Source organism: Micromonospora chalcea, from assembly GCF_028768405.1.
Classification (GTDB): domain Bacteria; phylum Actinomycetota; class Actinomycetes; order Mycobacteriales; family Micromonosporaceae; genus Micromonospora; species Micromonospora chalcea.
In genome coordinates, this window is sequence record NZ_CP118233.1 from 6,038,127 (window position 1) to 6,052,396 (window position 14,270).

Sequence of the window (14,270 nt, forward strand, 5' to 3'; positions counted from 1 at the left end):
AGCGACCGCCTCAGTAGTCGATGTTGATGGCGGCGACCTGGCGACTGCCGTTGAACACGATCGCCGGGCCGGCGAAGCGGGAGCTGGCGTACGTCAGCGCCGTCTTGTGGCCCGGACTGTTGAACCACGCCTCGATCATCTGCTCCGGCGAGGAGTTGCCCGACGACGCGAACAGCACCTCGTGCCCGCAGTGCTGCAACCCGCTCGCGTTCAGGTTCCGCCGTACGCAGGACTCCGCCTCCCGGTGTTGCGCCGCGCCCAGCTTGACCTCGGTCAGCCCGAGCGCGCGACGCCGCTCGTTGAGCAGCACCAGCAGCCGCCGTTCCGCTGCTGACAAGCCGTTGGACGTGGCGGTGGACTTGACCGGCGACGGGGTCGGCTTTGGCGACTTGCTGGGCTTCGCCGACCGGCTCGGGGTGGGGCTCGGGAGGGCGGCGGTCGGGGAGGCGGCGGTCGGGGAGGGTGTGAGCGCGGGAGCGGTGGTCTCGGTCGCGGGCTGCGAGGCCGCCACGCTCGTCGGCTGCTGCTTCGATCCGCTCGGGTAGTTGGCAAGGATCAGACCACCCCCGCCGAGCACGGCAACGGCCGCGGCGACACCGACCAGGGTCTTGGACAAGGAGAGCCCGGACCTCGCTCCGGCCGCCACGGCGTGCGTACCGGCCGGGGCGACGGGCGACACGGAGGCGACGGCGTGCAGCTTCTGCGTGACGTCCGAGGCGAGTGCGGCCGGGGGCGGCGTGAGCGCCAGGCCGGCGAGCAGCCGTTCGGCGGGCACCAGGTCGTTCGTCGCGTCCGGGCAGTGCGCGCAGTCCCGGAGATGCCGCGCGAACCGCTTGCGCCACAGCGGCGCCGGCTGACCGTTCCAGCCCGACGCGGTGTCGCGCAGGCCGGCGCAGCCGGGCCGCGCGGTGAGGGCTCGCACCACCAGCCGGGCGGTGTCCAGTTGCGCCTTCATCCGGGACACCCGCACGGTCACGTGATGTGGCTCCAGGCGCAGGGCGTCGACCAGGTCGGCGCGGGTGAGGTGACCGGCCTCGACCAGCCACCACAGGGACAGCAGGTGGCGGTGGTCGTCGTCCAGCCAGCGCGTGGCCAGCACGACCTCGCGGCGCTGGTCGGCGAGGCGGAGCTGGGTCAGGGTCAGGTCCTCGAAGTCCGCGCGCGGGTCGATCACGTTGTCGATGTCCTCCGGCGGCGCCGGTGTGGTGGGCCGGCGCTGCGTGTGGGTGCGGATCTCGTTCATGGTGACGGCGACCAGCCACGACCGGAACAGCCGCGGCTCGCGGACGCCCGGCAGGCCGCGTACGACGCTCAGCATCGTGTTCTGCACCACGTCGTCGACGTCGGCCGACCGGTTCAGCGCCCGGCCCACGATGTTGTAGACCAGCGGCAGACAGTGCGAGACCACCTCGTCCGTCGCCGCCCGGTCGCCGCGGCGAGCCGCGTCCACCACCGCCGACATGTCGGCCCTGTTCGGGTACGCGGGATAGGACACGCTCACAACCTCGCCTTCACGGAATGATCTCGTACACCGTGGAGACTGTCCGGTACGCGGTCAGGTCACACAAAATGCTGAGGTGTCGGAGGGAAGCGTTACCTTCTCCGCCATGCCATTGATCACAGTCACCGACGAGGTGGTCGGAGCTCCGGGCGGGCCCGCGTGGACCATTGAGGTCTTCGAGGAGACGCTGCCCCTCGCCGAGTTGATCCGCCGTCGGGTTTCCCTCGAGATCGCCGAGTCCGGCGCGGACGCCGATCCCGAGGAGCGGACGCGGATGACACTCGACGCGTTCGGCCGCAACGCCTTCGTGGTGCTCGTGGACGACCACCAGGTCACCGACCTGGACGAGAAGGTCCGCCTGCACGCGGGATCGCGCGTCACCTTCCTCAAGCTCGTCCCGCTGGTGGGTGGCTGAGTGGACACGTACGACCCCGAGTCGGCCCTGCGCGATGTGGTCGCCACCGTCAAGAGGTGGTGCGAGCGGAGCGGCCAGACCCTCAACGAGCCCACTCAGCGGGAATCCATCAGCCTGGTGGTGACCGTGTGCGGCTGGGCGCCGGCCGGGACGGTTCCGTCGCTGCTCGCGGCACTGAACGATCCGCACGGGCCGTACGATCTCGCTCCGCCGCTGGTCGAGCTGCTACCGGAGGCGACCCGGCAGGCGCAGACGGTCGCCGCCGCCGTGGCCGACCTGGCCGGTGACGACGCGGATCACGACCGCCGTGTCACCGCTGCGTCGACACTGATCGACCGCCTGCCGTCGCTGCCGTACGCGCACGAGGACCCGCGGGACCGGGCCCGGGGTGAGGCGTGGCGCCGCACGAAGGAACTCCTGGCCGCACAACCGGCGCCGGTACGGCAGGTGGTGTTCGACGCGTTGGCCGTGCCGGGCTCGGGCAAGGACGGGTGGGCCACGCTGATCCGTGCCGTGTGTTCCGGCGGCGGCCTCGACGGCTCGGCCTGGCTCGGCCGGCTGAGCACTCAGGCCTGGCTGGGATTCAACTACTGGAGCTCCCATCTCACGCGGTTCACCTGGGAGTCCCTCCAGGCGGAGGCCTCGGCCGGGCGGGTGAACCCGGCGGCGCTGGCGACCTGGCGGCGGACCGGGATCGAGCGCTCGCTGAGCTACATCAGCGACGAGGCCGACCGGATGTGGCCGATCCCCAACGTCGGTGAGCAGTGGGCCGACCGCGTCGTAGCGGACATCGAGGCGATGCCGGCGGATCGCCGGTCCGCGTGGGAGGCGCTGCTGGCGCACTGCCCGGTCGAGGCGGACAAGGCGAAGCCGACGGCCGCCTGGCGCAAGCAGGCCCGGTCGCTGCTCGACGCGGTGGGCGCCGACGAGTTCACCGCCCGGCTCGACGACTGGCTCCCGCTCGTCGGGCAGTCCCGCAGCCTGCCACTGCGCATGACCACGTGCTGCGCCGGCCACATCAAGGACATGCCACCACGGATGATCGACCGCTACAACGTCAGGCTGCTGTGGGGCCTGCTCTGGATGCGGACGATGTGCCCGCCGTCCGAAGAGACCCTGCGCAGCCTCGGCCAGATCGCGGAACGGGCCGCCCGCAAGATCTCCGGCCACGGCCCGGCGAGCCCGAAGCTGGCGAACGCCGCGGTCGCGGCGCTCGTCGACACCGATCACCCGGCCGCGCTCGCCCAGCTGGCGCGACTGTCCTCGCGGCTGACCTACAAGAGCACCCTGCGCCTGGTGGAGAAGGGGCTGACCCGGCACGCCGAGGCGCTCGGTGTCAGCCGGGAGGACGTCGAGGAGATGGCCCTGCCCGGCTTCGGGCTGCCGCTCGCGGACAAGCTGGGCGACTGTTCGTACGAGCTGGAGGTGCGCGGTGTCGACGCCGTAGTGATGTGGCGCAACGCGGACGGCAAGGTGGTCAGGACGCCTCCGGCGCAGGTGCGCAGGGAGCACGGCGAGGAGGTGAAGGAGCTGAAGGCGACTGTCGCCGACGTCGCCGCGACGCTCGTCGCCACCCGCGACCGGCTGGAAGGGCTGCTGCGGCGCGACCGTTCGTGGACCGTCGAGCAGTGGCGCGAACGGCTCCTGGACCATCCGCTGGCCCGTACGCTGGCCCGGCGGCTCGTCTGGACGGTCGACGGCGTCGCCTGCTGCTGGGCCGGTGAGGCGCTGCGCACAGTGGACGACACCGTGTTCGAGCCGGCCGGCGACGCGACGGTCCGGTTGTGGCATCCGGTGCTCGACCCCGACGCGGTGGGGCCGTGGCGGGAGTTCCTGACCCGGCACGCGATCACCCAGCCGTTCAAGCAGGCGCACCGGGAGCAGTATCTGCTCACCGACGCGGAGCGAGCCACTGGCGTGTACTCCAACCGGTTCGCCGCGCACATCGTGCGTCAGCACCGGCTCAACGCGCTGCTGTCCCGGCGCGGCTGGTCGTACGTCCAGCACCGCAACGACGGGGCGTCCTACAACCTGCCCTGGCTGGCCCTCCCGGACTGGGGGCTGCGCGCCGAACTGGGTGTCGCCGGGATCGAGCACCGGGACGACGACCTCGTGTTCGACACGATGGGAACCGACCAGCTGTTCTTCATCCGGGGCGAGCGCCTGCCGGTTCCGCTGGCGCAGGTTCCGCCGGTCGTGCTGAGCGAGGTGATGCGCGACGTCGACCTGTTCGTGGCCGCGGCCGGGGTGGGCGCCGACCCGAACTGGTACGACGGTGGGCCGGAGGGCCGGTATCGCGACTACTGGGCGCAGAACAGCTTCGGCGAGCTGAACCCGACCGGCCGGACGCGCCGGGACGTGCTGGCGGAGCTGATCCCCCGGCTGGCGATCGCCGGTCGCTGCACGCTCACCGACAGGTTCCTGGAGGTACGCGGCGACCTGCACACGTACCGCATCCACTGCGGCTCGGGCAACATCCTGATCGCCCCGGACGAGCGGTACCTGTGCGTCATCCCGGACTCGGCGAAGGCGAAGGAGCCGGAGATGTTCCTGCCGTTCGAGGGTGACAGCCGGCTCGGCGAGATCATCAGCAAGGCGTTGCTGCTGGCCGCCGACAAGAAGATCAAGGATCCGGTGATCCTGCGCCAGCTGTGAGGCGGCCGGCGGGCGCCGGGCCCGGAGTCAGCTCGGCGCCCGCTTCGGCAGCAGCAGTTCCTCGTGGTCGAGTTCGCGTTCCAGCACGCGCAGTCCCTCGTCCGGCAGCCGGCCGGAGTCGCGCCACCGCAGCAACTCCTCGCGCTGTGCCTCCAGCGCGGTCCGGTGGACCCGCAGCGCCGTCTCGTACTCGGGTGAGGTGGGCAGCTCCGACGATCCGCTCTGCTGGAGCAGGTCGAGCCGCCCCCGGTAGCGGGCCAGCCGGGTCAGCAACTGGGCGCGTGTGGTGTCGACCGCCACCCGCGTGTCCGGTTCCTCGGCGGCGACGGTGTCGAGGCGGGCCAGGGCGGCCTCGACGGCAGCGGAGCGGGCCTCGTTGCGTACCCGGGCCTGGTCTGCCTCGTCGGCGCGCAGGCCGAGCATCCGCACGAGCGGCGCGAACGTCAGGCCCTGCCCGACCAGCGTCACCAGGACCACCACGAAGGTGCAGAACAGCAGCAGGTCGCGGTCGGGGAACGGGTCTCCGCTGTTGGTGGTGAGCGGCAGCGTGAAGATGGCGGCCAGACTGATCACGCCCCGGGTGCCGGACCAGCTCAGCGCCACCACCTCGCGTGCGGTCAGTCCGCGGGCGTTGCGGTCGGCTCGCCCGGTTCGCCGCGCCGCGCCGGGTGGGTCGGTGTCGTCCTGTTCGGCGACGCCGCCCAGCCGGGTGTGCAGCGACCGGGGGAGCCACTGGGTCAGGATCAGCCAGGCCGGGCGCAGGAGCAGGACCACGCCGACGGACACGGCGACGGCGACGGCGATGGTGGACGTCTCGTACTGGCGCAGGCCCCGCACGACGGCGGGGAGTTGCTGGCCGATGAGCAGGAAGACGAAGCCTTCGAGCAGGAAGTCGACGAGCCGCCACACGGCGTTGGTCTGGAGGCGGGCCGCCCCGGACCCGAACTGCGGCGTCTGGTGGCCGACGATCAGGCCGGCGACCACCACTGCGAGTACGCCGGAGACGTGCAGCGCCTCGCCGAGCAGGTACGCCACGAACGGTGTCGCGAGCGAGATGGCGTTGGACAGCAGCGGGTCCGCGGTGAGCGGCCGGACCAGCCGTTTGGCCCGGGCGACGACGACACCCACGGCGATTCCGCCGGCCGCCGCGAGCACGAACTGCCCGACCGCTGCGTGGAACGAGAACTCGCCGCCCACGGCGGCGGCCACCGCGACGCTGAGCATGGTCAGCGCGGTGGCGTCGTTCAGCAGCCCTTCGCCCTGGATGATCGTGACCATCTTCGGCGGCAGGTTGACCCGGCGGCCCACGGCCAGGGCGGCGACCGGGTCGGGCGGGGCGACGGCGGCGCCGACCGCGATGCCGGCGGCCAGGGTCGCGCCGGCGACGAACAGGTGGAACCCGACGCCGACGAGCAGTCCGGTGAGGAGCACCAGCAGCACCGAGAGGCTGACCACGATCCGCAGGTTGCGCCGGATGTCCAGCAGGGACGAGTCGAGCGCGGCGCTGTAGAGCAGCGGCGGCAGCACGACCATGAGCACGAGGTCGGGATCGAGGCCGATGTTGGGGCCGGGGAGCAGCGCGTACGCGATGCCGATGAGCGGCAGGAGCGCGGCGGCGGGCAGGCCGGTGCGGGAGGCCACCCACCGTACGGCGATGACGACCGCGACGGCGGCGAGCACGAACAGCAGTGTCGAATGGGTGCTCACCCCGGTCGACACTACCGGGATCGAGATCATCGCGCGATGGGAAAGGGGCCGTCAACCGGGGGTTGACGCATCCGTATCGTCAACCTATGGTTGACGCATGGAGGAGACGGAACCGCACAAGATGACCCACCCGGTACGCCTCGACGACCTCATCGACGGCATCAAGAAGGCACACACCGACGCGCTCGACCAACTGGCCGACGCCGTCCTCGTCGCCGACCACCTGGGCGACGTCGCCGATCACCTGATCGGGCACTTCGTCGACCAGGCGCGCCGCTCCGGCGCGTCGTGGACGGAGATCGGCCGCAGTATGGGCGTGAGCAAGCAGGCCGCCCAGAAGCGTTCCGCGGCCAAGGCGGAGACCGCCGCCGCGCTCGACCCGAACTCCGGGTTCGGCCGGTTCACCCCGCGCGCCCGCAACGTCGTGCTGGCCTCGCAGGAGGAGGCGCGGGCGGCCGGCAACGCCGAGATCACCCCGGGACACGTCGCGCTCGGGTTGCTCGCCGAGCCGGAAGGGCTGGCCGCCGCCGCGATCGTGGCGCAGGGCGTACCCCTGGAGCGGCTGCGGGAGGTCGTCACCGCGACGCTGCCGGCGAAGGCCGGCCAGGTCCCGGACCTGATCCCCTACGACGCGCGGGCCAAGAAGGTCCTGGAGCTGACGTTCCGGGAGGCGCTGCGGATGGGACACAACTACATCGGTACGGAGCACATCCTGCTCGCCCTGCTGGAGGAGGAGGGCGGCGACGGTGTGCTGACCGGACTCGGGCTGCGCAAGGACGCGCTGGAGTCGGCGTTCGAGGCGGCGCTGGCCGAGATCACCCGAAAAGGGGCCTGACACCGGGCCGGGCACGCGCCACGGGGGCGCGTGCCCGGCCCGCGTGTGTCATTCGGCGGTGGGGAACCCGTAGCGGGCCGCGTGCTCCGGGTCGGCCGGGTCGACCTGGCGGATGCCGGCGTCGGCGAGGCGCTTGTTCACCTCGTCCAGGCGTTCCCGGACCAGCCGGGCCTCCTCCTCGGTGACGCGGCCGCGGTGCGGGCGCCCGGCGTGCTCGATGGTGCCGTAGTCGATCTTTTCGGTGGCGCGGCGTGCCTTGGGCGGCTTGACCCGCTCGGCGGTACGCAGCAGTTGCGCCATCGGCACGTCGGTGGCCATCGCGTCGAACTCGCTGGCGGTCAGCACCACCCGGCGCGGCTCGCCGTGGCCGTGCCGGTCGTGGATCTCCACCACCGCGACGTCCAGTGCCGCGTCGTCGATGCTCTCCACGTCGACCGGGGTGGCGTCCAGTTGCACGGGCCCGGCGACCAGGTCCGGGTGCTCCAGTACGACGACCTTGACCACCTCGTCGTCGGCGCTCAGCACCTGGCCGGTGAAGTCGGAGACGTGGATCGTCTTCTTGCCCATGCGCGGAGCTTCTCCTGTCGTAGGCCGGAAATCGGACCACAAGACGCTACCGCACAGGTGTGCGAAGACCGGTACGCACGCCCGGCCGGTGTGTCGCCGCCCGCGTTCCTAGAGGCTGCCTTTCGGGGCGACCCACTCGGTGGGCTGGTGGGTGAGCGCGGCGATCCGGTCGTAGTCGGCGTCGTAGTGCAGCACCGTGGCACCGTGCAGCTCGGCGGTCGCCGCGATGATCAGATCAGGCAGCCGAAAGTTGCGGTGCTGGCTCTCGGCGGCCAGTAGGCGGTGCACCGCCATGGCGCGGTCCATCGCCTCGGCGGTGACATCCAGCCAGCGGTGTCCCCGGAGCGCCTGCCACAGGATCTCGTATCCCTTCGGTGTGGGGGCGTTGTTCAGATATTCCAGCGAGGTCATCTGGCACGCGGCGAGGCGCCCTTCTGCCAGCAGCGTCTCGAAGCGCTTCCGGACGGCCTGGTGCCGAGCCTGAAGCACGTACACCGACGTGTCCGCCAGGTAGACCTGGCCGGCCATCAGGCCGCGGCCTCGCCGTCGCGGGCGTCCTCGGCGAGCCGGCTCAAGTCGCGCCCACCGCCGTAACGCCAGCCCTCGTCCGACTCGGCGAAGTCCATCTCGACCTGATCGAACGCGGCGACGATCTCCTTCGCCTGCCGCCGGACGGCGAAGGCGTGCAACGCGGCGTTGATGGTGGCGACCTTGGTGTCGGTGCCCAGCACCTCGCGGGCGGACTCCAGCCACTCATCGTTGACGTCCACCGTGATGCGGGTCATGCGTTCGACCGTACACCAGGAAGTGCTGGATCTGCGCACCAAGCTGCGCTTGAAATTGGTGCGTCAGGCGGCCGCCGACCCGCGCCAGGCGGCGGCGCCCGATGGTTGCGTGTTCAGCTCGGCCCAGGAGAGCCCCCGGCTGCGGGCTTCGCGGTACGCCCGCTGCGCCGGGAAGCGTCCGGCGTCGCCGGCGGCCCGCCAGCTCCGCTCCGGGTCCTGCTGGAATCGGTCATTCGGTTCGTGAGGCATGACCACTACCGTCCCAGAAAAACTTGTCCATGTATGGAAATGAATATGACGCAGGGTCGATGCCTCGGGTTCCCGTGAAGCGTCAAATTCCTGCGGCCCTCCGCCGGACCACACATCGTCATCCGTCGCTGGCGTGCCGCCCCACTACCCATCCGCCGCGGGTCTCAACCCCGGTGGGATCAGTTGATTACGCGAGCACGGGCGGTCCGGCCCGGCGTACCATGATCACGTGCTCGACCGGCGGGTCTTCCTCCATCTGGCGACCTGGCTGGGACAGTGGCCGGCGGGCCCGGGGCTGCACGTGGTGCGGTCCCACCGCCGCGCCCGTCCGGCCTGGGACGGCCGCCTGCGCCCGGCCCTCGCGGTGACCGCCCACGGCAGCACCGTCCTCTCGGTCGCCGTCGATCGGGTGGAGGCGGTCCGGGCGCTGGTCCGGGGACGGCCGCCCGGCGAGTGGCTGCCCGCCCTCCCGGCGGCGGTCGGCACGCCCGACTTCATCTCGCACACGTCCGTCTTCCGCTGGTGCGCCGGCCCGGCGCCGCTGCCCGAGGTGGGGGAGTGGGTGCCGCCCACGCTGCCCGGGCTGCCGCCGTGGCTGCGGCTGTTCGACCGGGAGGTGCTCGTGGTCCGGGGCGCCGACGGCGCGTACCGGGCCGGGGTGGGGATCAAGCGGCACGACTCGTACGGGCACGAGCTGGCGGTGGGCACGGTGCCGGCCGCGCGCGGGCGCGGCCTGGCCCGGCGGCTGGTCGCGCAGGCGGCGCGCCGGGTGCTGGACGAGGGAGCGATTCCCACCTACCTGCACGACCCGGGCAACGCGGCGTCCGGCCGGGTGGCCGAGGCGGCCGGGTTCCCGGATCGCGGCTTCACCGCGTTCGGCGTGTTCCCCCGCTGAGCCGGCCCGGCTCGGCGCGGACCGTGGATCCCGGGCCGGATCCACGGTCCGCAGCTCTCCCCCAGGCCCCGACACCGGTAACGCTATGTGTATTACCGACCGTGAACAAGGGGTGTGTTGCTGTCCGGTTGCGGACTCTCACCTGCGAAATCGCTGGCAGGTGCGCGGGCGAGGTCAGTGACGCAGCGTATGGATGAGGGCGAGCGCCTGCCGGGTGGCCGGCCGCAGCACGCGCAGCCGGGACAGCCCCACCAGCCGGTCCACGAGCGGCACCACGCCGTCGATGAGCTGGCGGGTCTTGACCTGCCCGTCCGAGCGGTCGTGCACCCAGTAGAGCACCACACCCATGTAGCCGAGCCAGAGCAGCTCGGGCAGCGCCTCGCGCAGCTCGTCGTCGAGCTTGACAGTGGACCCGGTGAGGGCCTCGCGGAACAGCGCTATCGACATGTCCCGCGGCTCCGACGACTCGGCGGAGAACGGGCTGAGCGGCGAGGTCGGCTCGGCCGCCGTCTTGAAGAAGGCGCCCGCGAACGCGTGGTACGGGCTCAGCACGTCGATGCCCGCGTGCAGCACCCCGGCCAGCCGCGCGGCGAACTCCCGCTCCCGGGCGAGCACCGGGCCGGCCGCCTCCCGGTGATCGCGCTGGGTGCCCGCGTAGAACTCCTGGACCAGGTGCTCCTTGGAGCCGAAGTAGTAGTAGGCGTTGCCCACCGCCACGCCGGCCTCCTGGGCGACCGCCCGCATGGTGGTGCGCGCGTACCCGCGCTCGCGGAACAGCCGCATCGCGGTGTCCAGGATCAACTGGCGGGTCTGCTCACCCCGGGCCGTCGACCCCTGCCCACCCGCAGCGGTCGTCGGCGCACTCTGCTCGGTCATCGTCGTCACCGTATCCCGGTTCCCGGATCCGTTCGCGGACCGCGGAGGCCGCCGCCACCACCCGCCGGGCCAGCGGCAGCAGGTGCGGGCGGGCCAGCCGCTCGGCCGTACCCCGATGCTCGGCGAGCGCCCAGAGGCAGGCGAACCAGGCGCCGTCGCCGCTGTAGACCGCGCCCGTGTCGGCCACCACCGTCAGGTCCCGCAACGTCGCGTCGTGGTCGAGGCCGGGGAAGCGCCGCCGGGCCTCGGCGGACCCGGCCGGCACGAACTCCAGGGGTACGAGCTGGGGCCGCGAGGCGAGCCACCGCCGGGCGCCCCGGCACATCGGGCAGCCCGCGTCGAACAGGACGGTGAACCCGCGGATCCCACCGGCCCCGTGCCCGGTGGGATCCGACGGGCGCCCGCCCGGGGCGGACGTCACCGGGCCGGCGGGTTCGGGCCGCCTGCCGGTACGGGCCCACCCTGCGGCGGGAGGATACGGACCGGCGGCAGCGGCGGGTGGGTGGCCTGCTGCCGCAGGCGGCCGCGCCGGTAGCGGCCGAGCGCGAAGACGTTGAAGAAGTGCAGCGCGCCCAGTACCAGCAGGACCAGGCCCACCTTCATGGAGAGCTGCTCCAGCGCCTGGCTGGTGTCGCCGACCGGGCCGGACTCCTTCATCGCCACCGTGACGTAGCCGAGGTTGAGCAGGTAGAAGCCGACCACGAGCAGGCTGTTGACCGCCTCGGCCAGCCGGCTGTCGGCGAACACGTCCTGCAGGAACACCAGCCCGTTGCGGGACAGTGCCCGGGCCACCCAGATGGTCAGACCGATGCTGACCGCGAGGTAGGCCAGGTACATCCAGACCTTCACGTCCATCCCCGTCGCCTCTCTTGAACGTGTTCAAATCAAGGACGCCCTGAGCGTACGACAGATTTTGAACGTGTTCAAGAGAGGCGTGGATCAGCCGGTCAGGCCCAGCGTCTGCGCGGCGGCGCGGCCGTTGGCGTGGCTGGCGCCATGGGTGGCGACGAACGCGCGCGCGCCAGCCGGCCGCCACGCGCCCGGCCAGCCCATCTCGACCACTGTCACCTGATGCGTCGCGGCCAGCGCCTCGACCAGCTCCCGCGCGCCGGGCAGCCGGTGCAGGTGCCGCCCGACCAGCACGACCGGCCGGTCCCCGGCGAGCCGCCGCAGCTTCTCCGGGTCGGTCTCGCCCGCCACCGCGCGGGCCTGCTCGATCCCGGCGGCCAGGTGCGGGCCGAGCCCCCACGGCACCCGCCCCTCGGCGACGGTGGAGGTGGCGTGCACCTGCACCACCAGGGGTGCGGCGGCGCGGGTGAGGTCGCCCTCGACCCGTACCGCCCGCAGCGCGGCGGCGTAGCCGAGGCCGTCGGTGGCGGGCGGCGGGGCGTCGGCGGGGCCGGTGGCGGCGAGCGCGGCGGTCCGGCCGGCCGCCTCCTCGACCCGCTCGCGCGCCAGCCGCCCGTCGCCGATCGCCGCGACGATCTCGGCGGCGACCGACTCGACCAGCTCGGCGTCGACCCGGGCGCCGATGCAGAGCAGGTCCGCGCCGGCCGCCAGCGCCCGGACCGCGCCCGTGCCGACCCCGCCGGCGGCGAGCACCGCGCCCTTCATCTCCAGCGCGTCGGTGACTACCGCGCCGGTGAAGCCGTACTCGACGCGCAGCAGGTCGTGCAGGACCGCGCGGCTGAACGTGGCCGGGCCGTCGCCGGTCAGCGCCGGCACCCGGATGTGCGCGGTCATCACCGCGCGGACGCCCGCGTCGACCACCGCGGCGAACGGCGGCAGGTCCCGTTCCCGCAGGACGGCCGGCGGCGCGTCGACTGTGGGCAGCTCGTGGTGGGAGTCGGCGACTGTGGCGCCGTGCCCGGGGAAGTGCTTGGCGCAGGCGGCCACGCCCGTCGACTGGAGGCCGGCGACGGCGGCGGCCGAGTGGACCGCCACCCGCTTCGGGTCGGCGCCGAACGAGCGGGTGCCGATGACCGGGTTCTCGTCGGCGGTGTTCACGTCGACGGTGGGCGCCAGGTCGAGCGTGACGCCGAGCGCGGCCAGCTCGGCGCCGATCGCCGCGTACACCTCGCGGGTCAGCGCGGGGTCGTCGACGGTGCCGAGCGCGGCGTTGCCCGGGTACGGGCTGCCGGTGGCGTGGGCCAGCCGGGTGACGTCGCCGCCCTCCTCGTCGATCGCGACGATCACGTCGGGGCGGCCGGCGCGCAGCGCCGCCGTGGACGCCGCGACCTGGGCCGGGTCGTGGATGTTGGTGCCGAACAGGGTGTGCCCGGCGAGCCCGGCGGCGAGCAGGTCGACCGCCCAGTCCGGCGGGACCGGACCCGGGTACGCGGCCAGCAGCGTGCCCAGCGCGAGCCGCCGGAGTCCTGGATCCTGACCCACGAGTATCCCCTTTCCCTGCCGGGTCGTCCGACCTTCGCGGATCGGGGCGGCCGATACGCTAACGGACGCCCCTCGGCAGGCGTTTTGTGGTTAGAAAACTTTACTGAAAATTGAGGACGACGGCATGAGTGCGACCCGGCTGCCCGGTACCCCCCGACTCCTGCGGGCGCTCAACGATCGTGCGGCGCTGGAGCTGCTGCTCGAACGCGGCCCGCTGACCCGGGCCCGGATCGGTGAGCTGACCGGGCTGTCCAAGGTCACCGCGTCCCAGCTCGTCGAACGGCTGGAGGAGCGCGGCCTGGTCGCCCGGGTCGGCGAGCAGGCCGGCGGGCGGGGCCCGAACGCCCAGCTCTACGCCGTCCGGCCGAGCAGCGCGTACGTGGTGGGTGTGGACGTCGGCGCGGAGCGGGTGGTGGCGGCCTGCGCCGACATCACCGGTACGGTGGCCGGCCGGGTCGAGCAGTCCACGAAGGACACCGACGACCCGGTCGGGGTGGTGCACAACGCGGTGGTCCAGGCGGCCAGCAGCGCCGGGGCGGAGCTGTCCGCCGTCCGGCGCGTCGTGCTCGGCACCCCCGGCCTGGTGGACCCGCAGACCGGTGACATCACCTTCGCGTTCAACCTGCCGCGCTGGCACAGCGGCCTGCTCGCCGCGCTGCGCGAGGACCTGGACACCCCGGTCGTGTTCGAGAACGACGTGAACCTCGCCGCGGTGGCCGAGGCGCAGTCCGGCGCGGCCCAGGGCACTTCCGACTTCGTGCTGGTCTGGGTGGACGCCGGCGTCGGCCTGGCGATCATGCTGGGCGGGCGGCTGCACCACGGCAGCAGCGGCGCGGCCGGCGAGATCGGCTACCTGCCGGTGCCCGGCGCGCCCATCCCGCGCGACGTGTCCAAGCGGGCCAAGCCGGCATTCCAGCAGCTCGTCGGCGCCGACGCGGTACGCGCGGTGGCCGCCGAGCACGGCTTCGCCACCCCCAAGGCGGCGGAGCAGGGCGTCGCGGCGGCCCGGGCGGCCGAGGTGGTACGCGCGGCGATCGCGGCGGGCACCGCCGGTGGGCCGATGCTGGACGAGCTGGCCCGCCGGCTGGCGCTCGGCGTGGCGAGTACCTGCGTGGTGCTGGACCCGCCGCTGGTGGTGCTCGCCGGCGCGGTCGGGCAGGCGGGCGGGGCGGCGCTGGCCGAGCGGGTGCAGCACGAGGTCGCCGCGATCACGCTCGTCCGGCCCCGGGTGGTGACCACCGGGCTGACCGAGGAGCCGATCCTGCGCGGCGCGCTGCGTACCGCGCTGGACGCGGTGCGCGACGAGGTGTTCGGCTCGACGGTCGGCTGACCGCGTCGTGCGCCCTGACGCCATGTGAAGGAATCCTTCATCATGGCGTCAGGGTTCGCAAGGA

General features: G+C 72.8%; 15 protein-coding genes. 5 read left to right on the top strand and 10 right to left on the bottom strand.

The genetic code is table 11. The features are described 5' to 3' along the window. Nucleotides 1-10 precede the first annotated feature (10 nt). Entirely contained in the window at nucleotides 11-1,495 is a 1,485-nt protein-coding gene (locus PVK74_RS27355) for a sigma-70 family RNA polymerase sigma factor (RefSeq protein WP_274477552.1), read from the bottom strand. A gap of 112 nt (nucleotides 1,496-1,607) precedes the next feature. On the opposite strand from PVK74_RS27355, the gene PVK74_RS27360 reads away from it, so the two are divergent. Both PVK74_RS27360 and PVK74_RS27365 read left to right on the top strand, forming a co-directional pair. Then, on the top strand, nucleotides 1,608-1,916 hold the full coding sequence (locus PVK74_RS27360; protein WP_051611207.1) for a hypothetical protein: 309 nt from the start codon (nucleotides 1,608-1,610) through the stop codon (nucleotides 1,914-1,916). After that, the gene (locus tag PVK74_RS27365; RefSeq protein WP_274477553.1) at nucleotides 1,917-4,571 is read left to right on the top strand and encodes a DUF4132 domain-containing protein; all 2,655 of its coding nucleotides are present in this window, start codon (nucleotides 1,917-1,919) and stop codon (nucleotides 4,569-4,571) included. It begins immediately after the preceding gene. A gap of 27 nt (nucleotides 4,572-4,598) precedes the next feature. Here PVK74_RS27365 and PVK74_RS27370 read toward each other — a convergent pair whose 3' ends face one another. Then, nucleotides 4,599-6,308: a Na+/H+ antiporter gene (locus PVK74_RS27370; protein ID WP_166455582.1), complete on the bottom strand. Its 1,710-nt coding sequence runs from the start codon at nucleotides 6,306-6,308 to the stop codon at nucleotides 4,599-4,601. A gap of 67 nt (nucleotides 6,309-6,375) precedes the next feature. Here PVK74_RS27370 and PVK74_RS27375 point away from each other — a divergent pair, with 67 nt between their 5' ends. Then, the gene (locus PVK74_RS27375) at nucleotides 6,376-7,113 is read left to right on the top strand and encodes a Clp protease N-terminal domain-containing protein (protein ID WP_043326103.1); all 738 of its coding nucleotides are present in this window, start codon (nucleotides 6,376-6,378) and stop codon (nucleotides 7,111-7,113) included. A 48-nt stretch (nucleotides 7,114-7,161) separates the two neighbouring features. Here the strand turns inward: PVK74_RS27375 and PVK74_RS27380 are convergent, their stop codons facing one another. The 4 genes from PVK74_RS27380 to PVK74_RS27395 all read right to left on the bottom strand — a co-directional run bounded on the left by PVK74_RS27380 (nucleotide 7,162) and on the right by PVK74_RS27395 (nucleotide 8,714). Beyond that, the gene (locus tag PVK74_RS27380; RefSeq protein WP_166455581.1) at nucleotides 7,162-7,680 is read right to left on the bottom strand and encodes a hypothetical protein; all 519 of its coding nucleotides are present in this window, start codon (nucleotides 7,678-7,680) and stop codon (nucleotides 7,162-7,164) included. A 108-nt stretch (nucleotides 7,681-7,788) separates the two neighbouring features. Beyond that, the gene (locus PVK74_RS27385; protein WP_043326099.1) at nucleotides 7,789-8,208 is read right to left on the bottom strand and encodes a PIN domain nuclease; all 420 of its coding nucleotides are present in this window, start codon (nucleotides 8,206-8,208) and stop codon (nucleotides 7,789-7,791) included. Beyond that, a complete protein-coding gene (locus PVK74_RS27390) occupies nucleotides 8,208-8,465 on the bottom strand; it encodes a type II toxin-antitoxin system VapB family antitoxin (RefSeq protein WP_043326097.1) in 258 nt (85 codons plus the stop codon). Before PVK74_RS27390 ends, PVK74_RS27385 begins: the two co-directional genes overlap by 1 nt. A gap of 63 nt (nucleotides 8,466-8,528) precedes the next feature. Then, nucleotides 8,529-8,714 carry a hypothetical protein gene (locus tag PVK74_RS27395; protein WP_043330580.1) on the bottom strand — a complete coding sequence of 62 codons (186 nt, stop codon included), beginning with the start codon at nucleotides 8,712-8,714 and terminating at the stop codon, nucleotides 8,529-8,531. Nucleotides 8,715-8,943: 229 nt separating this feature from the next. On the opposite strand from PVK74_RS27395, the gene PVK74_RS27400 reads away from it, so the two are divergent. Continuing rightward, a complete protein-coding gene (locus PVK74_RS27400) occupies nucleotides 8,944-9,609 on the top strand; it encodes a GNAT family N-acetyltransferase (RefSeq protein ID WP_274477555.1) in 666 nt (221 codons plus the stop codon). Between the two features lie 174 nt (nucleotides 9,610-9,783). On the opposite strand, the gene PVK74_RS27405 is transcribed toward PVK74_RS27400, so the two are convergent. From PVK74_RS27405 to PVK74_RS27420, 4 genes are all read right to left on the bottom strand, one after another. Beyond that, complete coding sequence (locus PVK74_RS27405; RefSeq protein ID WP_043326093.1) at nucleotides 9,784-10,485, bottom strand: TetR family transcriptional regulator; 702 nt, start codon at nucleotides 10,483-10,485, stop codon at nucleotides 9,784-9,786. Beyond that, nucleotides 10,424-10,906 carry a thiol-disulfide oxidoreductase DCC family protein gene (locus tag PVK74_RS27410; protein ID WP_043326091.1) on the bottom strand — a complete coding sequence of 161 codons (483 nt, stop codon included), beginning with the start codon at nucleotides 10,904-10,906 and terminating at the stop codon, nucleotides 10,424-10,426. Before PVK74_RS27410 ends, PVK74_RS27405 begins: the two co-directional genes overlap by 62 nt. Continuing rightward, the gene (locus PVK74_RS27415) at nucleotides 10,903-11,340 is read right to left on the bottom strand and encodes a hypothetical protein (RefSeq protein WP_043326089.1); all 438 of its coding nucleotides are present in this window, start codon (nucleotides 11,338-11,340) and stop codon (nucleotides 10,903-10,905) included. The genes PVK74_RS27410 and PVK74_RS27415 overlap by 4 nt, the downstream gene beginning before the upstream one ends. An 84-nt stretch (nucleotides 11,341-11,424) precedes the next feature. Next, entirely contained in the window at nucleotides 11,425-12,876 is a 1,452-nt protein-coding gene (locus tag PVK74_RS27420; RefSeq protein ID WP_274477556.1) for a glycoside hydrolase family 3 protein, read from the bottom strand. Nucleotides 12,877-13,000: 124 nt separating this feature from the next. Here PVK74_RS27420 and PVK74_RS27425 point away from each other — a divergent pair, with 124 nt between their 5' ends. Beyond that, entirely contained in the window at nucleotides 13,001-14,206 is a 1,206-nt protein-coding gene (locus tag PVK74_RS27425; RefSeq protein ID WP_030500934.1) for an ROK family transcriptional regulator, read from the top strand. The last annotated feature ends 64 nt before the right edge of the window (nucleotides 14,207-14,270 follow it).